This window comes from Pseudomonas turukhanskensis, assembly GCF_027922365.1.
GTDB classification, from domain to species: domain Bacteria; phylum Pseudomonadota; class Gammaproteobacteria; order Pseudomonadales; family Pseudomonadaceae; genus Aquipseudomonas; species Aquipseudomonas turukhanskensis.
This window is the reverse complement of record NZ_BSFN01000012.1, coordinates 16,613-41,796: the sequence shown is the minus strand read 5'-3', so window position 1 is coordinate 41,796 and position 25,184 is coordinate 16,613. Positions and strand designations below refer to the sequence as shown.

Below are 25,184 nucleotides of genomic sequence, written 5' to 3'. Positions count from 1 at the left end.
GGCGGGAAATTATCGGTCAACTCCCTCTCCCTGAGGGAGAGGGTTGGGGTGAGGGGGATTGGGACGGCGGTGGCCCCAGCCCTCACCCCCGGCCCCTCTCCCGCACGCGGGAGAGGGGTGCAGAGCAGTTGAGTTAGTTTGCCCGGCCCCTCTCGCCTGTCCGCCGACCTAGCGGGAGAGGGGTGAAAAGCCGCTGAGTTTGTTTGGTTTTTTACACCTTCTTTACGCCAACCCTGCGCTCTGCATCTCGCCCCTTTACGCCCCCCATCCCGACAATTCTCCCAAAGCGGCGCGTGCCGTATGACGGAGAAATACCCCATGCATCTTCTGGACGGGTTGTCCCTGCTGTTGGCCAGTGGACTGTTCATTTACCTGCTGGTCGCGCTGCTGCGCGCCGGTCGTGGCTGAGGAGCCGGTAATGGACAGTCATGTGGTGCTATTGCTGGTGGCCTTCTTTGCCTTGGTGCTGTTACCGGCACCCTGGCTTGGGCGTTTTTATTACCGGGTGATGGAGGGCGAGCGTACTTGGCTTTCGCCGCTGCTGCAGCCGGTGGAGCGGTTCAGCTATCGATTTGCCGGGGTGGATGCCCAGCAAGAACAGGATTGGAAAAGTTACACCCTGGCGCTGCTGGCGTTCAACTTCGCCGGTCTGGTGCTGTTGTTCGCGATTCTGATGCTGCAAGGCGTACTGCCGCTCAACCCGCAGAATATGCCGGGCCTGGAGTGGACGCTGGCGCTTAACACCGCCGTCAGTTTTGTCACCAACACCAACTGGCAGGCCTACAGCGGCGAAGCCAGCCTGAGCTACTTCAGCCAGATGGTTGGCCTGGGTGTGCAGAACTTTGTCAGCGCCGCCACTGGCCTCGCGGTTCTGGTCGCGCTGTGCCGCGGCATTTCCCGGCGCTCCAGCCAGACCCTCGGCAACTTCTGGGTCGACCTCACCCGCGGCACCCTCTACGGCCTGCTGCCACTGTGCATTGGTCTGGCGCTGTTTCTGGTGTGGCAGGGCGTACCGCAAACCTTCAGCCATTACCTGGACGCGCTCACCCTGCAAGGCGGCGAACAAAGCCTGCCGCTGGGCCCGGCTGCCAGCCAGATTGCGATCAAGCAACTGGGCACCAACGGCGGCGGTTTCTTCGGCCTGAACTCGGCGCACCCGTTCGAAAACCCGACGGTGTGGAGCAACCTGTTCGAAATGGCGTCCATCCTGCTGATTCCAGCAGCGCTGGTATTCACCTTCGGCCATTACGTCAAAGACCTGCGCCAGAGCCGTGCCATTCTCGCCTGCATGCTGATTCTGCTGGTGCTGGGCGTGGGCGTGACGCTGTACAGCGAGCTGCAACCCAACCCGGCGCTGGCCGGCCTGAACATCGAGCAGAGCGGTTCGCTCGAAGGCAAGGAAAGCCGCTTCGGTATCGGCGCCTCGGCGCTGTGGGCGGTGGCCACCACGGCGGCCTCTAGCGGTTCGGTAAACGCTATGCACGACAGCTTCAGCGCCCTCGGTGGCCTGGTGCCGATGTTCAACATGATGGTCGGTGAGGTGATTTTCGGCGGCGTTGGCGCCGGACTCTACGGCATGTTGTTGTTCGTGCTGATCGCTGTATTCCTCTGCGGCCTGATGGTCGGCCGTACGCCGGAATACCTCGGCAAAAAACTCGAGGCCCGCGAAGTGCGCCTGCTGGTGCTGACCCTTTTGGTCATGCCGCTCGGGGTGCTGGTGCTCGGTGCGCTCACCGCCGCCATGCCGTTCGCCAATGCCTCGGTGAGTAACCCCGGCGCCCACGGCCTGAGCCAGATTCTCTACAACTACACCTCCGGCACCGCCAACAACGGCTCGGGCTTTGGCGGCTTCAGCTCCAATACGCCGTACCACAACCTGATGATCGCGCTGGCCATGTTGCTCGGCCGCTTCGGCTACATCCTGCCGGTGCTGGCCATTGCCGGCAGCCTGGCGGCCAAACGCCGGGTGCCGGTGGGGCAGAACAGCTTCCCCACCCACGGCCCGCTGTTTGTCAGCCTGCTGACCATCACCATCTTGCTGGTGGGTGGTTTGACCTTTCTGCCGGTATTGGCCCTTGGGCCTGTGGCCGAACACCTCAGCCTGCTCGGTCATTAAGAAGGATTTGTCATGAACGCTAAAACCGAAATTCCGGCCGCGCCAACCAAGCCTCGGAGCCAGTGGCAGGCGGCACTGATTCAAGCTTTCGTCAAACTCGACCCGCGCCAACTGGTGCGCTCGCCGGTGATGCTGGTGGTGGAACTCACCGCCATCTTCACCACCGTGCTCTGCGGCTTGCCAGGCCAACCGGTGCCGACCTTTATCGCGGTGCAAATTGCCCTGTGGTTGTGGTTTACCGTGCTCTTTGCCAACTTCGCCGAGGCCCTGGCCGAGGGCCGTGGCAAGGCCCGCGCCGACAGCCTGCGCGCCGGCACCCAGGGCTTGTTCGCCCGCCGTCGCTTGCATAACGGCACCTTCGAAACCGTACCGGCGGCCAGCTTGCGCAAAGGCGAAGTGGTGCGGGTGGAAGTGGGCGAGTTGATTCCTGGCGACGGCGAGGTGATCGAGGGTATTGCCGCCGTAAACGAGGCGGCGATTACCGGGGAATCGGCACCGGTGATTCGCGAGTCCGGCGGCGACCGTTCGGCTGTCACCGGCAACACCCGCGTGGTCTCGGACTGGCTGCTGGTGCGCATCAGTGTCAACCCTGGCGAGTCCACGCTGGACCGCATGATCGCCCTGGTCGAAGGCGCCAAACGGCAGAAAACGCCCAACGAAGTGGCGCTGGATATTCTGCTGATCGGCCTGACCCTGATCTTCTTGCTGGTGGTCGTTACCTTGCAGCCGTTTGCCATTTACTCCGGCGGTGCGTTGCCCCTGGTGTTTCTGGTGGCGCTGCTGGTGACCCTGATTCCCACCACCATCGGCGGCTTGCTGTCGGCCATCGGCATCGCCGGCATGGACCGTCTGGTGCGCCTGAACGTGATTGCCAAATCGGGCCGCGCCGTGGAAGCGGCGGGCGATGTGCATGTGCTGCTGCTGGACAAGACCGGCACCATCACCTTCGGCAACCGTCGCTGCAGTGCGCTGTTCGCAGCGCCAGGCGTCACCGGCAAGGACTTGGCCGAAGGCGCGTTGCTGGCCTCGCTCGCCGATGACACGCCCGAAGGCAAATCCATCGTCGAGTACCTGCGAGGCCTGCACCCCATGCAGGAACCAGCGCGCGATGCCGTGGTAGCCATTCCCTTCAGCGCTGAAACCCGCTTGTCCGGCGTCGACTACAACGGCCGTATCTACCGCAAGGGCGCGGTGGATGCCTTGCTCGCCTTTATCGGCATGCAACGCCGGGAAATGCCGGCGGTGTTGTCGCGCGAAATCGACAAGATCGCCCAGAGCGGCGGTACACCGTTGTTGGTCTGTGCCGACGGCAAATTGCTCGGCGCCATTCACTTGAAAGACGTGGTCAAACCCGGCATCCGCGAACGCTTTGCCGAGCTGCGTCAACTGGGTATTCGCACTGTGATGGTCACCGGCGACAACCCGCTGACTGCCGCCGCCATTGCCGCCGAAGCGGGCGTGGACGACGTGATTGCCGAAGCCACACCGGAGAAAAAACTGGCGCGCATCCGTGCCGAACAGGCTGACGGCAAGATGGTCGCCATGTGTGGCGACGGCGCCAACGATGCTCCGGCACTGGCCCAGGCTGATGTCGGCATGGCCATGAACGACGGCACCCAGGCCGCGCGTGAAGCGGCCAACCTGGTGGACCTGGATTCGGACCCCACCAAGCTGCTGGACGTGGTGCAAGTGGGCAAGGAACTGCTGGTGACCCGTGGCGCGCTCACCACCTTTTCCATCGCCAACGACGTGGCCAAATACTTCGCCATTCTGCCGGCGCTGTTCACCAGCATTTACCCGCAACTGGGCGTGCTCAACGTGATGCACCTGCAGAGCCCGCAGAGCGCGATTCTCTCGGCCATTGTCTTCAATGCCCTGATCATCATCGCCCTGGTGCCTTTGGCGTTGCGCGGTGTGCGTGTGGAAGCAGTGGATGCAGCCAGCCTGTTGCGCCGCAACCTGCTGATTTACGGCCTTGGCGGTCTGGTGGCGCCCTTTATCGGCATCAAGTTGATCGACCTGTTACTGACCAGCCTTGGGCTGGCGTGAGGAGTTGCACATGAACAGTTACTTGCGTCCTGCGGTCAGCCTGATTGCTTTAATGACCGTACTCACCGGTGTGGCTTACCCACTGGCCATTACCGGCGTCGCCCAGTTGGCGTTCAACGACCAGGCCAATGGCAGCCTGATTCACGACAACCAGGGCCACCTGCGTGGCTCCAGCCTGATTGCCCAACCTTTTGACGGCGCGCAGTGGTTTCAATCGCGACCCTCGGCCGGTAGCTTTGCCACCGTTTCCAGCGGCGCCAGCAACCTGGCCCCGAGCAACCCGGCGCTGCGCGAACGGATAGCTGGCGACAGCGAAAAACTCGCGGTAGCCGGGCAGGGCGCGGTGCCGATGGCGCTGGTGACCACCTCCGGCAGCGGCCTGGACCCGGACCTGCCGGTGGCGGCGGCGCAATACCAGATCAGCCGGATTGCGGCGGCGCGCAATATTGATGGGGCAGCGTTGCAACGGTTGATCGAGCAGAACACCCAACGGCCATTGATTGGTCCGGAAGTGGTCAACGTGCTGGCCCTTAATCTCGCGCTGGCAGAACAGCCGCAATAACCGTAGGGTGCGCGATATCGCCAATCCCTCGCCGTCATCCCCGCCTGCGCGGGGATGACGGCGTCAGGGCGCAAATCTATGGAGCAACATGAGCAATAGCGAACGCGCCGACGCCTTACTGGCGCACGTGGATACCCGTAATGGCCGGGGCCGGCTCAAGGTGTTTTTGGGCGCCGCGCCCGGCGTCGGCAAAACCTACGCCATGCTTCAGGCTGCCCAGGCGCAGTTGCGCCAAGGGGTGGACCTGCGCGCCGGGGTGGTGGAAACCCATTCGCGCGCCGAGACCGAAGCGTTGCTGGTCGGCCTGCCGCAACAGCCGCTCAAACGCCTCGATTACCGTGGCATGCAGCTCACCGAGATGGATCTCGACGGCCTGCTGGCCAAGCCGCCCAAGCTGGTGCTGGTGGACGAGCTGGCCCACACCAACGCCCCGGGCAGCCGTCACGCCAAGCGCTGGCAGGATGTGCAAGACCTGCTGGCCGCTGGCATCGACGTTTACACCACCGTCAACGTGCAACACCTCGAAAGCCTCAACGACCAGGTGCAGGCCATCACTGGCGTGCAGGTGCGTGAAACCGTGCCCGACTGGGTGTTGCAGGAGGCTTTCGAGCTGCTGCTGATCGACCTGCCGCCGCGCGAACTGCTGGAACGTCTGCGCGACGGCAAGGTGTATGTGCCCGAGCAGGCCCGTGCCGCCATCGATGCCTTTTTCAGCCAGACCAACCTCACCGCCTTGCGCGAACTGGCCATGCAAACCGCTGCCGCGCGGGTGGATGCCGACCTTAACCTGGGGTACCGCCAACTGGGCCAGGACGCGCCCGCCGTGCGCGGTCGGTTGCTGGTGGGCGTGGATGCCGACGCCCAGGCCGAACGCCTGGTGCGCCACGCCAGTCGGGTGGCCGAGCGCCGGCATTTGCCCTGGAGCCTGGTGCATATCGACACCGGCGCTGCCCGCGACCAGCACGCCCGTGCGTGTTTGCAGGCGGCACAGCAGTTGGCCGAGCGCCTGGGCGGCGAGGTAGTCAGCCTGCGCGCCGGCGAGGTGGCCAAAACCCTGATTCAACATGCCAACGAGCGCCGCGCCAGTCTGATTCTGGTGGGCCGCAGCCGCCAGCGCTGGTTGGGTGCCGGCGTGGCGCAGCGCTTGTTGCGCCATGGCGCCGGCCTGGAAATCAGCGTGCTCGACAGCGAAGCCGAACGCCGCCCGCGTGTACCCCGAGCGCACCATCCGCTGGTGCGCGGGGACTACCTGCTGGCCATTGCCGCCACCGTGGTGGCCACGGGCATTGCCTGGGCGGTGGCCAAGGTGTTGCCGCTGCCCAATATCTCGCTGGTGCTGCTTGCTGCCGTGCTTCTGGTGGCGGTGCGCACCAGTTCCGGGCCGGCGTTGCTGTGTGCGGTGCTGTCGTTTCTGGCCTATGACTTTCTGTTTATTCCGCCGCATTTTTCCCTGGCCATTCACCGCCACGAGGACGTGCTGACGCTGCTGTTTTTTCTGCTGATGGCCGCGCTTACCGGCAACCTGGCGGCGCGCCAACGGCGGCAATTGCGGGTGCTGCGCGACACCCAGAGCGAGACCGCCGCGTTGCTGGAGCTGTCGCGCAAACTCACCGCCGCCACCGACCGCCAGGCCGTGGTATTGGCCGCCAGTCAGCAGTTGGCGAGCTGGAGCGATGTGCAGGTGTGCCTGCTGGGGCGCGGCGCCGACGGCCAGTGGAATGTCGAGGGTGGCGTGGCGCGGCCCCTGAGCGATGCCGAACGCATGGCCGCCGAATGGGCCTGGCAACATGAGCAGGCGGCGGGGCTGGGGACTGACACACTGCCCAGCGGGCGTTGGTGGTGGTGGCCGTTGTCGGGTGAAGAGGGGCCGCTGCTGTTGCTCGGTGTCAGCCCCAACGACGAGCAACCCTTGAGCGTCGAACGCCGCCGTTTGCTCGCCGCCCTCGGCCAGCCATTGGCCCAGGCCCTGGCCCGCGCGCAACTGGCACAAGACCTGGAAGCAGCGCGCCTGCACGGCGAAACCGAGCAACTGCGCAGCGCCTTGCTGGCCTCCGTGTCCCATGACCTGCGCACGCCACTGACCGCCATGCGTGGCGCTATCGACAGCCTGTTGACCCTCGATGGTCAACTGCCCCACGCCGACCGCATTGAATTGCTGGAAAGCACCCGCGACGAGGCCGAGCGGCTGGACCGCTATATCCAGAACCTGCTGGACATGACCCGCCTTGGCCACGGCGGCCTCAAGCTGGCGCGCGACTGGGTGGCGCCGGTGGACATCGTCGCCAGCGCCCTGCAACGCCTGCGCCCGTTGCTGGCGCCGCTGAATGTGGAAACCCGGGTGCCGAGTGAGCTGCCGTTGCTTTACGTACATGCCGCGCTGATCGAGCAGGCGCTGATCAACGTATTGGAAAACGCCGCGCGTTTCTCGCCGGCCCAGGGGCGCTTGCGGGTGGCGGTGGAGAGTGACGACGCTGAGTTGCGCATTGTCGTCAGCGACCAGGGCCCCGGTATTCCCGAGGCCGAGCGGGCGAAGATTTTCGATATGTTTTACACCGCCGCTCGCGGCGACCGGGGCGGGCATGGCACCGGTCTGGGCCTGGCCATCTGCCAGGGCATGCTCGGTGCCCATGGTGGCCGCGTGACCGTGGGCGAAGGTCTGGATGGGCGCGGCGCCAGCTTGACTCTACACTTGCCCCTGCACCCGCAACCGCCAGCCGATACCGACCCGCTATGACCAGCAACGCCGCCACCATTTTACTGATCGACGACGAGCCGCAGATTCGCAAATTCCTGCGCATCAGCCTCGCCGCGCAAGGCTACAAAGTGCTTGAGGCCGCCACCGGCAGTGAGGGCCTGGCGCAGGCCGCGCTGGCCAAGCCGGACTTGCTGGTGCTCGACCTGGGGTTGCCGGACATGGACGGCCAGCAGGTGCTCGCCGAGGTGCGTGAGTGGTCGCAGGTGCCGGTGCTGGTGCTGTCGGTGCGTGCCGGTGAAGGGGAGAAGGTCAAGGCGTTGGATAACGGCGCCAACGACTATGTCACCAAGCCCTTTGGCATTCAGGAATTCCTCGCGCGGGTGCGGGCGTTGTTACGCCAGGGCCAGGTAGGGGAGAGCGCTCCGGCCTCGGTGAGTGTTGGGGCGTTGACCGTCGATTTTGCCTTCCGGCGCGTGACGGTGGACGGCCAGGACGTAAGCCTGACGCGCAAGGAATACGCGGTGCTGGCGCAACTGGCACAGCATGCCGGGCGCGTGGTCACGCAGCAGCAACTGCTCAAGGATATCTGGGGGCCGACGCATGTGGAGGACACCCACTATCTGCGGGTGGTGGTAGGGCACTTGCGCGGCAAGTTGGGCGACGATCCGTCGCAGCCGAGGTTTATCACCACCGAGGCGGGTGTCGGCTACCGGCTGAAATCCTAGGCAGAACTGCCTGGGCTTTGCACACCGTTGCGTATGCCGGGTGATCGCCGGGTGCGCGGAGCACACCCTACGAAAGCCGGATCAAGCGCGGTTTTGCTCTTGTAGGGTGTGCTGTGCGCACCGTTGCGTACGCGGGGTGATCGCTGGTGCGCGGAGCACACCCTACGAAAGCCGGATCAAGCGCGGTTTTGCTCTTGTAGGGTGTGCTGTGCGCACCGTTGCGTACGCGGGGTGATCGCTGGTGCGCGGAGCACACCCTACGAAAGCCGGATCAAGCGCGGTTTTGCTCTTGTAGGGTGTGCTGTGCGCACCGTTGCGTAAGCGGGGTGATCGCTGGTGCGCGGAGCACACCCTACGAAAGCCAGATCAAGCGCACCGTTGCGTGCGCGGGGTGAGCACACGTATGAAAGTAAATCAGCGTTCGCGCATGGCTTCGGAGCGCGCTTTCAGTACGGGCTTGAGCAGGTAGTCCAGCACGCTCTTGTGCCCGGTCACAATGCCGACGTTGGCCACCATCCCCGGAATGATCAGCAATGGATGCTCATCAGTGCCCAGGTGATTTCGGTCGGTCCGCACCTGAATCAGGTAAAAACTGTTGCCCTTGTCGTCGGTTACCGTATCCGCCGAAATCAGCTCCAGCTTGGCCTTTAGCCCACCGTAAATCGTGTAGTCGTACGCGGTGAATTTCACCATCGCGCTTTGCCCTGGGTGCAGGAACGCCACGTCTTGCGGGCGCACTTTGGCTTCGATCAGCAGGTTGTCTTCCAGTGGCACAATTTCTAGCATGTCGCTGCCCGGCTGCACCACGCCGCCGATGGTGTTGATCTTCAGGGTCTTGATAATGCCGTGCACGGGAGAGGTCACCGTGGTACGGCTTACGCGGTCATCAATGGCCACGCTGGTGGCGGTAATTTTCTGCAGCTCGGTGCGTTTTTCGTTTAGCTCTTTCGAAGCGTCGGAACGAAACGCCAGGTCCGATTCCTGCATTTTGCTTTTGATTTCGTCGATGGCCGCTTCGGCGCGCGGAATCGCCAGGGTGGTGGAGTTCAACGAGCCACGAATTTCCACGGCACTGCGGCGCAAACGGAGGATTTCCACCGGGGAAATGGCGCCAGTGCCCACCAGCGGTTCGGACATATTCAGCTCTTGTTGCAGCAACCCCAGGCTGGAGCGGTACTGCTCGACCTTGGAGCGGAACTCCGCCAGTTCCTGGGTCTTTTGCCGCAGCTGTTCGTTGAGGGTGCGCTGCTCGCTTTCCAGGTGTTTTTTGCGCGAGCTGTACAGGGCCAGTTCGTCAGCGGCCAGTTGCGGGGCCTTTTCCAGAATGTCGGGGGAGAGCTGCATGGGCCGCCCTTCGGCTTCGGCTGACAGGCGTTCTACCCGTGCCACCAGGGCGGTGCGGTCGGCTTCGGTTTCGCCGCGGTTGGAGAGAAAACGGGTGTCGTCCAGGCGCATCAGTTTGTCGCCCTTGTTCACCATCTGCCCTTCACGCACGAAGATCTCGGTGACGATGCCGCCTTCCAGGTTTTGAATCACCTGCACTTTGCTCGACGGAATGGCTTTGCCCTCGCCGGTGGTCACTTCATCGAGCACGGCAAAGTTGGCCCAACCAAGCGCCGTGAGCAGCAGGGCACAGGTCACCCACAAGGTAATGCGCGAGAGCCAGGGCGAGTCTTCGCGCACGGTGCCTTCGACCTCGGGCATAAACTCGGTGTCTTGTTTTTTCTGCCGCAGGCTTTGGAAGTAGCCGCGTGGGGGTTGGCTCAGGTCCATGGTTTTTCCGTTGAACAGTCGTTACGTGAACATCACACCGAGGCCTGGCCAATGCGGCCTTTGCGCAGGGCGTCGATGACGGCATCTTTGGGCCCGTCGGCCATCACCTGGCCGTTGTCGAGCACGATCAGGCGGTCTACCAGGCTGAGCATGGACGTGCGGTGGGTAATCAGCAGCACGGTCTTGCCCTGAATCCAGGGTTGCAGCTTGGCTTTGAGGGCTTCTTCGCTGGCGTTGTCCATGGCGCTGGTGGGCTCGTCGAGCACCAGTATCGGTGGGTCCAGCAGCAGCGCTCGGGCCAGCAGCACGGCTTGCCGTTGCCCGCCGGAGAGCAGTTGGCCGCGCTCGCCCACCGGGCGTTCGAAGCCTTGCGGGTGCTGGCGGGCCAGCTCGCTGACACCTGTCATTTCGGCCACTTCAAGCATGCGCGCATCGCTGACGTAACGTGCGCCCAGGGTCAGGTTGTCGCGCAGGCTGCCCGAGAGCAGTGGCAGGTCGTGGGCGACGTAGCCGATCTGGTGGCGCAGGTCGGCTACATCGAGTTGCCGCAGGTCCAGCCCGTCGAGCAGCAGCTGGCCTTCTTCGGGGGTGTAAAAACCCATGATCAGCCGCGCCAGGGTGCTTTTACCCGAGCCGCTGCGGCCGATGATGCCGATGCGTTCACCGGCCTGCATATGCAGGCTCGCACCCACCAACGCCGGCCCGCTGGCGCCGGGGTAGGTAAAGCTGACCTTGTGCATGTCCAGCGCGCCTTTGAGCTGGGTGCGCTCCAAGGGACGCTGTCTGGCTTGGCGTTCCTGGGGCATGGCCATCATGGCGTCGGTGCTGCGCATGGTGATCTGCGCTTGTTGGTAGCGGGTGATCAGCCCGGCGATCTGCCCCAGCGGTGCCATCACCCGGCTGCCCAGCATGTACGAGGCCACCAGGGCGCCGACACTGAGGTTGCCGTCGATGATGAGGTACACGCCGGCAATGATGGTGGCCATGCCGGAGAACTGCTGCAGAAACAGCGTGCCGTTGGTGGCCAGCGCCGACAGGTTGCGCGCATGGGCGTCAAGGCGGGTAAGGGCGCCGTGGGTGGTTTCCCATTTGTGCTGGCGCTCGCTTTCGGCGCCGCAGGCTTTCAGGGTTTCCAGGCCGCTCAGGGTTTCGATCAGCAGGGCCTGGCGTTCGGCGCCAAGGGCCAGGCTTTTCTGCACGGTGTCGCGCAGCCGTGACTGGATGATAAAGGCAAAGCCGATGGTAATGGGAAAGGCCAGCAGCGGGATGACCACGATCCAGCCGCCCAGCAAACCGATGACCACAATCATCAGCAAGGCAAAGGGCAGGTCGATGATGCTGGTGAGGGTCACGGCGGTGAGAAATTCACGCAGGCCCTGGAAGTCGTGAATGCTCTGGGCAAAGCCGCCGATGCTCGCTGGCCGGGCGACCATGGACATGCCGGTGATCCGTTCGAACAAGGTGGCCGAAAGCACCACGTCGGTTTTTTTACCGGCCACATCCAGCAGGTGCGAGCGCAGTACCCGCAGCAGCAACTCGAAGAGGGTGCCCAGCAGCAGGCCGATGGACAGTACCCACAAGGTGGCGGTGGCCTGGTTGGGCACCACGCGGTCGTAGGTTTGCATCACAAACAGCGGCACCATCATGCCCAGCAGGTTGATCAGCAGGCTGGCGAGCACCGCGTCTGCGTACAGCCAGCGCGACAGCTTCAGGGTGTCGCGAAACCAGGCCTCAACCCTGGGCACCAGCGGCGTGCGCAGGTCTTCGAGTTCGTGGCGGGGGCGGGCGAACAGCGCCTGGCCGGCGTATTCGTTTTGCAGTTGTTCGCGGCTGACCCATTGCTCGCCGCCTTCGGCTTCGCTGGGCAAAATCAGCGCTTTGTTGTCGGGGCCCCACTCGCGCAGCACGGCGCAGCGCCCGCCTTTGAACAGCAGCAGCACCGGCAGGTTGAGTGCGGAAATGGCATTGAGGTCACGGCGCAGCAAACGTGCTTGCAGGCCGGCACGGGCGGCGGCGCGTGGCAGCAAATCGGGGCTCAAACGTTGTTCGGGCAGCGGCAGGCCAGCACTCAGGCTGCCTCGGCTGGCGGAGGTGTTATGCAAACTGCAGAGAATCAGCAACCCGTCGAGCAACGGGTCGTCGTGGTCTAAGCGCGGGTCGCCGGTGGGCCCGGTCCTTTCCATGGTGGTCACAGTCTCGCTACTCCTGATTCAGACCTTGAGAACTCGGCTGACTGCTGTGTGAACACGCCTTTGTGGACGCGTTCACACAATCTTTTTGCCGGACTTCTACGTCGGGGCTGATACCGCTCGATGCGCTCCATACGCCGCTGGCGGAAACAGGTGTACGCCACGCCATTCTGGATCCCACCTTGGCGCAGATGAATAGGAAGTCCTAAACGACCCCGTTATCTGCGCCAAGGCGGTGGTCCGACAAATCGGAATCCAATTCTGCGCGTGCGTACCCGCTTCGTCGGGAGGTGTGCGCACCTGCTTTCACTACTTCATCGACGGCAGCTGTGCAGCACTTTTCACTTCGCTCAGGGCAGTGGCTTCGATGGGCAGCACGGTGCCTTGCTGACGCAACAGCTCGCCCATGGCCGATTGCAGGCGGTACATCGAAAATTCTTCGGTGTAGCGCACCTCGGTGTAGCGGCGGTTGGCGGTGAACAGCTCGTTTTCGCTGTCGAGCAAATCGAGCAGGGTGCGTTGGCCGAGGCCGAACTGGTCTTGGTAGGCCATGCGTACGCGCTTGGTGTAGTCGGCGTAATCACGTGCCATCGGCGTTTGCAGGCGGGCGTTGCGCAGGGCGTTCCAGGCCAGGGTGACGTTCTCGTTAATCTGGCGCAGGGCGTTGTTGCGGATGTCCATGGCCTGGTTGATCTGGTAGGCGGTGGACTGCAAGTTGGCTTTGTCGCGGCCGCCGTTGAGCAGGTTGTAGGTCATCACCACACCGGCGCGCCAGTTGTTGTCGTGGCCTTCTTCGCCGGCGGTGTTGTTGTTGGCGTTGGCGGCCAACTCTGCATCCAGGCGCGGGTAGAAGGGCGACTTGGCCACCTCATATTGTTTCTCGGCGGCGATCACGTCGGCTTGCGCCGATTTCAGTAGCGGGTTGTTATCGACCACACGCTGGCGAGCTTCGTTGACGTCTTCGGGAATCTGCCCCTTGATCGACGCCGGCGCTTCCAGCTCATCGGCCGGACGGCCGACGGCGCTGAGGAAGTTGGCTTCAGCGTCCTGCAGGTTCACTTCTTCGGTGTACAGGTTGTTGGCCGCCAGGGCCAGACGCGCGGCGGACTGGTCGGAGTCAGCGTTGCTGCCCACACCGCGCTGGCTGCGCAGGTTGATCTGGTCGCCCATACGTTGGTGGGCCTGCAGGTTGTTTTTCGCCAGCGCCACCATCTCCCGACGCTTCAGCACTTCCAGGTACACCTCGACGGTGCGCAGCGCCAGGTCTTCACCGGTTCCCTGAATGTAATACGAACGCGAGTTGACCACCGCTTCGGTGCGCGCCACTTCGTTGGGCGTATTAAAACCGTCGAAGATCATTTGCCGCAGTCGTAACTGAGAGGTGCCGTAGTCCAGCTGCTCTTTGTCATGACTGCCGTTGCCGCGTGCGCGGGTAGTCGGGCTGTCGGTTTCTTCACGGCCATAACCGCCGATCAGATCAACCACCGGGAAATAGCCGCCGTGGGCAACGCCCACCTGCTCTTTACTGGCGCGGCGGTCGTTGATGCTGGCTTGCAGCTCTGGGTGGGTGTCGATGGTGCTTTGGATGGCTTCGGACAGGCTCATTGCCTGCGCTTGGGCGCAGAACAAGGCCAGCAGCACGCTACTCCATAGGGGCGATAGTGCAGGCATGGGTACTTCTCCAGGTGTGTGTACGTTGTGTTGGTATGCCAATAAATTGGCTTATGCGCCTACTAGACCGTTTCAGGCTTGTAACATTCCAGCTAAGAACATCTTTTGACAGACCTAAGAAATTTTTGGAACAAGTCTTATGAATAAACAATCTTATGCAAGATGTGAGAACGGGCACATTGTTTTTGCCTACAAGTCACGTTTCGCGGGGTCTTTGGCTTCGACGGGGCTTGTCAAGTATGGCCAATTGCTGTTTTAGAGCGTTTGGAACGGGGTGAATACTGCTGTGCAGTTTGAGCAGGCTAGGGCGATATTTTTTTGACGTCATGGCTTTTTGATGTAATTCATCACTGCCTAACTTTCGGCGTGTTTACGGTATTCCTCAGGTTTTGAAAGGCTGTTGGCCCTTTTGAAAATGCGTGTCGACGGTCGTTGGCAGCAGTACCGAGGAAGGAATCATGGCTACGTTGATTGGTGTCGTCAGTAAAACTATCGGCGAGGTCTTTGCGGTAGCGAGCGATGGATCGCGACGTCAACTCACCGAAGGTGATCGAGTGTTTGCCGGCGATCAGCTGGTAACCGGTCATGAGGGTGCAGTGGCGGTCGCCTTGACCAATGGCCAGGAATTGACCCTTGGCCGTGAAAGCAGCTTGACCCTCGACGGCTCGATGCTGGCCCAGACCGGCAGCGGCGAAAGTGCGCCGCCCGACGCGACCGACACTCCCCCGGCCAACGGCAACGAAGCCGCGCCCACCGACCAGCAACTGACTGATGTCGAACAACTGCAAGCCGCCATCGAGGCCGGTGCCGACCCAACCCAAGCCGGTGAAGCGACTGCCGCAGGCCCAGGTGCCGGCACCGGTGGCGGCCCAGGCGGCGCCGGGGGTGGCCGCTCATTTGTGCTGCTGTCGGAAACAGCCGGTTCTGTTGCGCCGGAAATCGGTTTCCCCACCGAAGGCCTGATTCGCGGCCCTGAATTTCCTGAACCCGAAGCCGGTCGGCCCGATATCAACGTGGCGGCCGCCGACCCTGCGCCGGATGCCGGCAATGTCACCATTGACCTGGACGAAGACAGCGACTTGCCGGGCAGCCTCGAAGGCAGCCCGTACGGCGATGACCAGCCCGGCGTGCCAGCCTCGCTGACCGGCAACCTCGGCTACAGCTTTGGCGCCGATGGCCCTGGCGGGTTTTCCTGGAATGCCGTGGATTTGTCCGGCCTCACCTCACACGGTCTGGCGCTGGTCGCGGTGATCAGCGCCGACGGCACCACTCTTACAGCCCACCAGGGCAGCGCAGATGGTCCCGTGGTGTTTACCGCCACCAACACCAATCCGCTGACCGGCGATTTCAGTTTTGAAGTTCAACTGCCGCTGGATCACCCCGTGGCGGGCGCCGAAGACACCCTGAATCTGCAACTTGGCTACACCATCACCGACGGAAACGGCACGCCATCGGGCGGCACCCTGACGGTCAACGTCAACGACGACAGCCCCGAGCTGGTGACCTTCGAGGGCGAAGGCAATGGCGACGGCCCGGCCGTGCAGGCCTTCCCCCATGTGGGCGGCACCGTGCACGAAGATGCGCTTACCCAGGCACCGTCAGGCGAGGGCCCGACTCTCGCGGCGCTGCCTGCTCAGCCACCCCTGAATGCCCCCTACGAGGGCAACAACGAAGACAGCGACCCGCAAGGCGCCGACAACGACCCGGCGCAAACCGTGCATGCGGGCATTGAAGCCGGCCCTGGCTCGCTGACCAGCCTGGTGAATTTCGGTGCCGATGGCATCGGCTCGTTTGGCCTGGTGGGAACCGAGGATGCCAACGCCCTGATGCAGGCCCAGGGCCTGACCTCGGGCGGCGTGGCACTCACCTATACCGTGGAGGCCGCCGCCGACGGCAGCTACACCACACTGACCGCCAGCGGCCCCGGCTATGACGTGTTCACCCTGCAAGTAGGGGCCGATGGCAGCTTCAGTTTCACCTTGCAAGGCCCGCTTGATCACTTGAATGCCGATGGCAACGACGGTGAACTGCTAGGCAACGGCGAGGTGGTGGGTATCGACTTTACCCACCTGCTGACCGCCACCGATTTCGACGGCGACCCGGTGGTAGGTTTCGGCCAGGCCACTGGCCTGTTCACCATCGATGTTGAAGACGATGTGCCCAGCGTGGGTAATACCAAGGTCAGCGGGCTGGATGAAGACGGCCTCTCTGGTGGCATCCCCGGCGGCCCCGGCGATGCCGATGGCGCCGCTACCTCCGTGAGCGGCAACCTCGACTACGCCGCCGGCGGCGATGGCCTGCAAAGCGTTGCCTTGAGCGGCCCCACCACTCTGGGTGGCGAAAGCGTCACCTCGACCTGGGATGCCAGCACCAACACCCTTACCATCAGCTCCGCCCGCGGCTCGCTGGTGACAGTAGAGCTCACCAACCCCGCTACCGGCGCTTACACCGTCACCCTGTTGCAACCGCTGATTCATGAAGCGTTGGATACCGAAGACGACATCACCCTCAACGTTGGCATTACCGTCACCGATGGCGACAACGACCAGGCCAGCGGCACCCTGACCGTCAACATCAACGATGACAGCCCGACCATCAGCGTCAGCAATAGCGCCGTGGGCAGCCTGGTAGTGGATGACAGCAACCTGGGCGTCGATGGCCACGCCAACTACAGCAGCAACTTCACCGTTAACTTTGGTGCCGATGGCGCCGGCAGCACCACCTACCGCCTGACCTCGGCGGCCGATGGCACCAACAGCGGCTTGAAAGACTCGGCCAGCGGCAACGATATCTTCCTGTACAAAGTGGGCGATGACATCGTCGGCAAGGTGGGCGGCGCCGCCGGCGCCACCTCGTTTGTGGTGTCCATCAACAGCGCCACGGGCGAGGTGACCCTCGACCAGCAACTGGCGATTATCCATAGCCCCGATACCGGACCGGATCAGGCCACGGGCCTGGCGGGCGATCTGATCAAGGTCACTGCCACCATCACCGACAGCGACGGCGATAGCAGCAGCGCCAGCCTCGACCTGGGTAACGCCATCAGCTTCCACGATGACGGCCCCAGTACCTCCGGCAATGCCTTGGTACTACTCGATGACGACGCCCTGGCCAACGGCATTGCCGGTGGCGTGAACGACGATGCCGATGCTCAGAATGTCAGCGGCACCCTGGCGCATAACTATGGCGCCGATGGTGAAGGCTCCATCCAGTGGCTCACCACCGGTGCGCCGGCCGGCTTTACCTACCAGACTTCGGGCACCGACCTGCTGGTGCAACAGGGCGGCACCACGGTGATGACCGTGAGCCTCAACAGCAGTACCGGCGAGTACAACGTGGTGCAGAACGCGCCCATTGACCACGCCAACGCCGACAACGAAAACAACCAGGAATTTACCTTCAACTACCAGGTGACCGACAAGGACGGCGACGAGGCCAATGGCACCTTGCAAGTGAATGTGGACGACGACACCCCGGTCGCGCAAAACGATGTGGCCAACCTGCAAGTGGGCCAGGGGCAAAGCTTCAACACCGTGTTTGTGCTGGATTTCAGCGGCAGCATCAGCAACAGCGAACTGAACCAGATGCTGGTGGGCGTGAAAGCCGCGGCCCAGGCGCTGTTCACCGGCACCACCGGCGATGTGCATGCGCAGATCGTGCTGTTCTCCGGCGATGCGCAGTCGTACCCGACCTTCGATAACTACGCCGACTTTGCCGCGCAGATCGACGCCATCAATCCCAGCACCGGTGGCATCCGGCCGTACGAAGGCAATACCGATTTCACCGAGGCCGTGCACCAGGTGGTCACCGATTTCACCCCGATTGCCGGGGCCAGTAATCAGGTGTTCTTTATCAGTGACGGTAACCCCAACGAGAACACCGGCACCGGCGGCAATTCGCTGAGTGATGCCGGCGCCATCGAGTGGAACAATTTCATCGATAGCAACCACATCAACGTCACCACCATTGGTGTCGGCAATGGCGTCGACACCACCCACCTGCAACAGGTGGATCTGGACGGCAGCGGCACGCCGATTCTGGTGGACGACTTTGGCGATCTGGTGGATACCCTGCTGGATCAGGTAAGCGGTTTCGTCAACGGCAACGTGCTCAACGGCAGCGATGGCGTGGCGGGCACCAGCGACGATGACGGTTATGGCGCGGACGGCGCAGGACATATCCAGTCCATTCAGGTGGGCGGCGTGACCTATGTCTGGGACGGCGTGAACACCATCGACCCGAGCAGTGGCGCCAACTTCAGCGGCAGCCAGTTGAACAGCATCACCACCCCCGGCGGCGGTAGCTTCTCGTTCAACTTCGCCACCGGTGCATGGAGCTACAGCGCCCCGGATTCGGTGAACGGCGACAAGGTGGAAACCTTCCAGTACACCATCGTCGACCACGACGGCGACCCATCCTCGGCCACCCTCACGGTGTACGTGGAAGACACCTCGCCGGTGGTGGCCACCGTCGATGAAGATGAACTGGCCGGCGGCATCACCGATAACGACGCGTTCACCACCATCGCTACTGGCAGCGTCAGCGACCTGAGTGCGGCCGGCAGCGGCGCGCAGTTCAGCCTCAGCACCAACACCGGCAGCCTGCCGGCCGCCACCTCCCATGGCGTGGCGCTGGTGTACAGCGTAGTGGGCGATACCCTCACCGCCACAGCCGGCCCGAGCGGCCCGCAGGTATTCACCCTGCAGGTTGAAAGCAACGGCGATTACACCTTTACCCTCAAAGGCCCGCTGGATCACCCGGTGAGCAATGGCGATGACAACGAACAGCTGACCCTGGATTTCGCCAGCATTCTGCAAGCCACCAATGGCGTTAATCCGCTACCACTGGCCGGTGGCTTCCTGGTCAATATCGAAGACGACGTACCGACCATTGCCGCCGGCAATGCGACCCCGGCTGCGCTGCAGGTGGATGAGACCAATCTGCTGGTCAACGCCAGCCATGACTTCTCCGGCTCGTTCACCGGCCAGCACGGCGCCGACGCTGCAGGCACCACCACCTACAGCCTGAATGTCAGCAGCGCAGGCGCCAACAGCGGCCTGAAAGACAGCGGCACCGGCGCGGATATCCTGCTGTACAAAGAGGGCAATACCGTAGTCGGCAAGGCGGGCGGCCTGACCGTGTTCACCCTGAGTGTGGATGGCGATGGCGTGGTTACCCTGGATCAGCAACGCCCGATCCTGCACAGCCCGGATACAGGCGTCGATCAGGCGGCCTCCCTCAGCGCCGCCAATCTGGTGCAACTGACCGCCACCATCACCGACTACGACGGCGACCACAGCAGCGCCACGCTGAACCTGGGCAACGCCATCAGCTTCAAAGACGACGGCCCCAGTGTTACCAGCAACAGTACGGCGTTCATCGATGACGATACCTTGCCCAATGGCAACGCCAGCGGCATTGGTGATGATGCCGACGGGGTAAATACCACCGGTACCCTGGCCCACAGCTATGGTGCCGACGGCGCCGGGTCTATCCAGTGGCTAACCACGGGTGCACCGAGCGGTTTCACCTACGACACCTCACCCAGCGGCGCACTGCTGATCAAGCAGGGCGGCACAACGGTGGTCACCGTAGCGCTGAACAACAGCACCGGCGCCTACACCGTGACGCAGAACGCGCCGATTGATCACCCCGATGGCGGAGCGGAAAACAACCAGTCATTCATCCTGGGCTATCAGGTGAGCGACAAGGACGGCGACAAGGCCATCGGCACGCTGAGCATCAACGTTGACGACGACACCCCGCTGGCCAAAGGCGACCAGGCCTATGTGCAGGTGGCGCCAGCGCAGAGCTTTAACACCGCGTTTGTGCTCGACTTCAGCGGCAGCATCGACAACGGCGAGCTGAACCAGATGCTGGTGGCGGTGAAAGCGGCGGCCCAGGCACTGTTTGCTGCCACCACGGGCGACGTGCACGCGCAGATCGTGGTGTTCTCCAGCGACGCGCAGTCCTACCCGACCTTCGACAACTACGCCGACTTCGCGGCCAAGATCGACGCCCTCAACCCGGCCACCGGCGGCACACGGCCGTTTGACGGCAACACCGACTTCACCGATGCGGTGCACCAGGTCGTTACTGATTTCACCCCGATTCCCGGGGCTAGCAACCAAGTGTTCTTTATCAGTGACGGCAACCCCAACCAGAACACCGGTAGCGGCGGCAATTCTCTGAGCGATGCCGGCGCCATCGAGTGGAACAACTTCGTCGACAGCAACCACATCAACGTCACCACCATCGGTGTCGGCAATGGCATCGATACCGCGCACCTGCAACAGGTGGATCTGGACGGTAGCGGTGCACCGATTCTGGTGGGCGACTTTGCCGATCTGGTGGACACCTTGGTGGGGCAGGTGGCCGGTGTGGTGAACGGCAATGTGCTGCTGGGCAACAACAATGCGGTGGGCGGTGGCGATGACGACGGCTATGGCGCTGACGGCCCTGGTCATATCCAGTCGATTCAGGTCGATGGCGTGACCTACACCTGGGACGGGGTAAACACCATCGACCCAAGTGGCGCCGGCGCAAACATCAGCGGCAACTCGCTGAGCAATATCACCACCGCGCTGGGCGGCACGCTGTCGTTCAACTTCAGCACCGGCGGCTGGACTTACACCGCGCCACCTTCGGTTACCGGTGACCAGGTGGAAAGTTTTACCTACACCATCATCGACCATGACGGCGACCCGTCATCGGCCACACTGACCGTGTACGTCGAAGACGCCAGCCCAGTCATCGGTCGGGTGGACGAAGACGAAGTGGCCAACGGCATCACCGATGGCGATACGGTGAACACCATCGCCACCGGCAATGTCGGTGACCTGGTGTCTGGCCCGGCGACCGCGCAGTTCAGCCTGCTGACCAACACCAGCGGCCTGACGGCGGCCACTTCCCACGGCACGGCGCTGGTATACAGCGTGTCGGGTGACACACTGACAGCCAAAGCGGGCGCCAGCGGACCTGAGGTGTTTACGCTGAAGGTGGAAAGCGACGGCGATTACACCTTTACCCTGAAGGGGCCGCTGGATCACCCAACCGGCAATGGCGACGACAACGAACTGCTGACGCTGAACTTCGCCAGTATTCTCAAGGCCACCGACGGCGCCAGTAATCCTTTGGCCCTGGCCGGCGGGTTCCTGATTCAAGTCGAAGACGACGTACCAGTGGTTGGCCTGGCCACCACGCCGGTTCCTACTCTGCAGGTGGACGAAACCAACCTGGCCGGCAATGCCACCGCGAGCTTCGCCAACGCCTTCACCGGCGGTTCCGGCGCCGATGTCGGCGGAGCCACCACATACAGCCTCACTGTCAGTGCAGCCGGGGTCAGCAGTGGCCTGAAAGACACCGCCACGGGCAACGACATCCTGCTCTACAAAGTGGGCAACGATATTGTCGGACGGGTGGGCACCAGCGGTGCGACCTCCTTTGTGGTGTCGGTGGATGCCTCAGGCAACGTGACGCTCGACCAGCGCCTGGCGATTTCCCACAGCCCTGACAGTGGGCCAGACCAGGTCGCCGGGCTGGGCGGCGCCAGCATTATTCAACTCACCGCCACCCGCACAGACTATGACGGCGACCACAGCAGTGCGACCCTCAATCTGGGTAGCGCCATCAGCTTCAAAGATGACGCCCCGAGCATCAGCCTGACCAATGCCACGCTGGGCAGCTTGCAGGTAGATGAAACCAACCTGGCCGGCAACGCCACTGCCAACTTCGCCAGCTCCTTCAGCGCCTCAGGTGGCGCCGATGGGGTGGCCAGTACCAGCTACAGCTTGAAGGTGAGCGCGGCGGGTGTGGACAGCGGCCTGGATGATTCAGCCACTGGCCAGAACATTCTGCTGAGCAACGAGGGCGGGGTGATTGTCGGGCGCACAGCGGGTAGCAACGAGCTGGTGTTCAGTGTGTCGGTCAACAGCAGCACCGGTGCGGTGACACTGGATCAGGTGCGTTCCATCTTGCATAGCCCGGATACCGGCCCGGATCAGGCCATTGGCCTGGCCGCCAGTAACCTGGTGCAACTGACTGCCACGGTAACCGACAAGGACGGTGACACCGCCACCTCGACCCTCAATCTGGGCGGCGCCATCAGCTTCAAAGACGATGCGCCAAGCATAAGCGCCGGTACGGCGGTCGCCGATTCCCTGCAAGTGGATGAAAGCAACCTGGCTAGCAACGCGACAGCGAATTTCGCCAGCTCGTTTACAGCCGCAGGCGGCGCCGACGGCATTGCCAGCACCAGCTACAGCCTTAAAGTCAGCGCGGCGGGTGTGGACAGTGGCTTGGATGATTCGGCCACCGGCCAGAATGTGCTGCTAAGCAACGAGGGCGGGGTGATTGTCGGCCGTACCGCCAGCAGCAATGAGTTGGTGTTTAGCGTGTCGGTCAACAGCACCACCGGTGCGGTGACCCTCGACCAGGCGCGCGCTGTGCTGCATTCCCCCAACACCGGAGTCGATCAGGAAGTTAGCCTGAGCGCTGCCAACCTGGTGCAACTGGTGGCCACCGTAACGGACAAGGACGGCGACAGCTCCAGCGCTAGCCTCAACCTGGGCAGCGCCATCAGCTTCAAGGATGACGGCCCGAGCATCAGCCTGAGCAACGCCACGCCGCTGACTCTGCAAGTGGACGAAACCAACCTGGCCGCCAACGCCCAGGGTAACTTCGCCGGCGCCTTTACGGCCTCGGGCGGCGCAGACGGGCTTGCCTCTACTACCTACAGCCTGAATGTCAGTGCTGCCGGGGTTAACAGTGGCCTTAAAGACAGCGCTACCGGCAGCGATGTGCTGATGTACAAAGTGGGCAACGACGTGGTTGGCCGCGTGGGTGGCACCACGGTGTTCACCGTCTCGGTTGATAGCGCCACCGGCCAGGTCACGCTCGACCAGGCCCGTGCCATCTTGCACCTGCCCAATGCCGGGCCGGATCAAGCCACGGGTCTGGCGGCGGCCGATCTGCTGCAACTGGTGGCAACGGTCAAGGACACCGACGGCGACTCGGCCAGCACTACCCTGAACCTGGGCAACGCCATCAGCTTCCGTGACGACGCACCGAGCGCGGCGAATATCACCCAGAGCGGCCAGGCTTCTGCGGCGCTGAACACCAACCTGATGATTGTGCTGGATAACTCCGGCAGCATGGGTGACGGCTCCGGGGTCGGCAATATGAGCCGTATGGATATAGCGAAGAACGCGCTGCTGGAACTGTTCGAGCAGTACGACGCACTGGGCGATGTGAAAGTGAGCGTGGTGTCGTTCTCCACCACCGCCACCGTTGAAGAAGTGTGGGTGAGCATTGCCGATGCGAAAGCGGCTGTGCTGGCGCTGCAACCGACCAACACCACCAACTACGACGATGCGCTGATCAAGGCGATTGCCGCCTACGGCCAGACTGGTAGCGATGGCGGCAAGGTGGCGACCGGCAACGTGCAGAACGTGGCGTACTTCCTCTCCGACGGTGAGCCTAACGAGCCAAGCAACGACGCGGGCATTTCCAATGACCCCAATAGCTCCGGCAACTGGCCAACCGGTGGTGCGGGGATTTCCGAAGAACAGGCCTGGATCAACTTCCTCTCAAGCAACAACGTGCGGGCCTACGCCTTGGGCATGGGCACCGGCGTGAGCGTGACGGAGCTCAACCCCATCGCCTATAACGGCACCGCGGGCGGCGGCAACACCAACGGCACCGTGGTGACTGACCTCAACACCCTTACACAGGTGCTGGTCAGCACCGCCCAGGCCTCGCCACTTAACGGTAACCTCACGGCAGGCGGCAGCTTTGGCGCTGATGGTGGTTATGTCCGGTCATTGACCGTGGACGGCAAAACCTACACCTACGACAAAACCTCCAACGTCGTGACAGCCACCTCTGGCGCCAGCTTCACCTACAGCTCAGGCGTACTCTCGTTCGGTTTGAGTGCCGGTGGCAGCCTGGCGGTGAACGTGGCGAGCGGCGCGTACTCGTACACGCCACCGAGTGTGGTGAGCACGGCGATTGCGGCGAGCATTCTGTTCACCCTGATCGACCTGGACGGCGACACCGCCAGTGCCGCGTTGAACATCGCCATCAGCGCCGGGCAGGCACCGATGGTGGTGCGCGATGATCTGGTGCTGACCAACGGCGAGGCGCAATCAGGCATTGACCAGATCTCAATTCCAGCCTGGGCCCTGCTCGCCAACGACACCGGCCCCAGCCACAACCTGTTGTCGCTTATCGCTTCGGGTAATGCGGTAGACGGCACCGTCACCCATAACGCCACCGCGCCGGTATTCAACGAGGAAAGCAACAACGCTCGCGATGGCGGCAGCTTCACCTACACCGCCTCTATCGATGGCAGCACGGCGTTGGATACGTCCGTGGTTACCGTGGATCGCGGTCAGAGTGGTGAAAGCACCCTGGACGGCACCTTCCGCGACGAGATACTGCTCGGTCGTGACGGCGGCAACGACACCCTCAACGGCAACGATGGCAATGACATTCTGATTGGCCTGGGTGGCACTGACACGCTGAACGGTGGCAACGGCAATGACATCTTGGCTGGTGGTGCCGGTAATGACGCGCTCAACGGCGGCAACGGGGTGGATACGGCCAGCTACATCGACGCCAACTCGGCGGTGGTCGTCAACCTTGCTACCGGTACCTCCAGCGGCGGCGGTGGCGTGGACACCTTCAGCAGCATCGAGAACCTGATCGGCTCGGACTACAACGACACCCTGACCGGCAACAGCAGCAGCAACTACCTGTATGGCGGCAAGGGTGCTGACAGCCTAAGCGGTGGCAGTGGGGCTGACTTCCTGGTGGGCGGTGTGGGCAACGACGCCCTGAATGGCGGCAATGGCCACGACACCTTTATCTGGGAAAAAGGCGGGCTGGGCGGCACCGACACTATCAGTGACTTCACCCTCACCGGTGCCAACTCGGATGTGCTCGATCTGTCGCAACTGCTGTCCGGGGTTACGCAGACCGGTACGGCGCTGGATGACTACCTGAGCTTCAACTTTGGCAGTACCACGACGGTGAATATCAGTACGACACCTGGCGGTGGCGTGGCGCAGAGTGTGGTGTTGACCGGGGTGGATCTGGCGGCGGCCTATGGTGGGCCGGATGCGGCGACGGTGATCAATGGGATGCTTAATGACCATACGTTGAAGACTGATACGGTTTAGACGGTTGTTCCTGACTTGGGCCCGCCTTTATGGCGGGCTTTTTTTATGGCGGTGGTATTCGTTACCGCGTGCGCTGAGCGTTTTGTTTCGCGCCTTACGCGCGAGTTTCTTTTTCCAGTCGATGAAAAAGAAACCAAAAAATCTCGCCCCACCTTGGGTTTTCACTGCGTGAAAACTTCCCTCGCTACGTCGCCGCTCCAGGGGCCGGCAAAACGCGGCCATCC

At 62.9% G+C, this 25,184-nt stretch carries 10 protein-coding genes; 7 read left to right on the top strand and 3 right to left on the bottom strand.

Annotation, left to right across the window (positions count from 1 at the left end):
* Positions 1–318 precede the first annotated feature (318 nt).
* The 6 genes from kdpF to PKE98_RS18285 all read left to right on the top strand — a co-directional run bounded on the left by kdpF (position 319) and on the right by PKE98_RS18285 (position 8,147).
* The gene (kdpF, locus tag PKE98_RS18310; protein ID WP_271196766.1) at positions 319–408 is read left to right on the top strand and encodes a K(+)-transporting ATPase subunit F; all 90 of its coding nucleotides are present in this window, start codon (positions 319–321) and stop codon (positions 406–408) included.
* A gap of 10 nt (positions 409–418) precedes the next feature.
* Positions 419–2,116, top strand: a complete 1,698-nt coding sequence (kdpA, locus tag PKE98_RS18305) for a potassium-transporting ATPase subunit KdpA (protein WP_271196765.1) — start codon at positions 419–421, stop codon at positions 2,114–2,116.
* Positions 2,117–2,128: 12 nt separating this feature from the next.
* Entirely contained in the window at positions 2,129–4,165 is a 2,037-nt protein-coding gene (gene kdpB / locus PKE98_RS18300) for a potassium-transporting ATPase subunit KdpB (RefSeq protein ID WP_271196764.1), read from the top strand.
* Positions 4,166–4,175: 10 nt separating this feature from the next.
* Complete coding sequence (gene kdpC / locus PKE98_RS18295) at positions 4,176–4,727, top strand: potassium-transporting ATPase subunit KdpC (protein ID WP_271196763.1); 552 nt, start codon at positions 4,176–4,178, stop codon at positions 4,725–4,727.
* Positions 4,728–4,815: 88 nt separating this feature from the next.
* Positions 4,816–7,461 (top strand): DUF4118 domain-containing protein, encoded by a 2,646-nt coding sequence (locus PKE98_RS18290; RefSeq protein ID WP_271196762.1) that lies wholly within the window; start codon positions 4,816–4,818, stop codon positions 7,459–7,461.
* Positions 7,458–8,147 carry a response regulator gene (locus tag PKE98_RS18285; RefSeq protein WP_271196761.1) on the top strand — a complete coding sequence of 230 codons (690 nt, stop codon included), beginning with the start codon at positions 7,458–7,460 and terminating at the stop codon, positions 8,145–8,147. Before PKE98_RS18290 ends, PKE98_RS18285 begins: the two co-directional genes overlap by 4 nt.
* Before the next feature lie 414 nt (positions 8,148–8,561).
* Here PKE98_RS18285 and PKE98_RS18280 read toward each other — a convergent pair whose 3' ends face one another.
* The 3 genes from PKE98_RS18280 to PKE98_RS18270 form a co-directional block, all read right to left on the bottom strand.
* Positions 8,562–9,920, bottom strand: coding sequence for an HlyD family type I secretion periplasmic adaptor subunit (locus PKE98_RS18280; protein ID WP_271196760.1), 1,359 nt, complete (start codon positions 9,918–9,920; stop codon positions 8,562–8,564).
* A gap of 32 nt (positions 9,921–9,952) precedes the next feature.
* Positions 9,953–12,112, bottom strand: coding sequence for a type I secretion system permease/ATPase (locus PKE98_RS18275; protein ID WP_271196759.1), 2,160 nt, complete (start codon positions 12,110–12,112; stop codon positions 9,953–9,955).
* Positions 12,113–12,418: 306 nt separating this feature from the next.
* Positions 12,419–13,780, bottom strand: coding sequence for a TolC family outer membrane protein (locus tag PKE98_RS18270; protein ID WP_271196758.1), 1,362 nt, complete (start codon positions 13,778–13,780; stop codon positions 12,419–12,421).
* Between the two features lie 458 nt (positions 13,781–14,238).
* Between PKE98_RS18270 and PKE98_RS18265 the strand changes: the two genes are divergently transcribed.
* The gene (locus PKE98_RS18265; protein ID WP_271196757.1) at positions 14,239–24,960 is read left to right on the top strand and encodes a retention module-containing protein; all 10,722 of its coding nucleotides are present in this window, start codon (positions 14,239–14,241) and stop codon (positions 24,958–24,960) included.
* Positions 24,961–25,184: the final 224 nt, after the last annotated feature.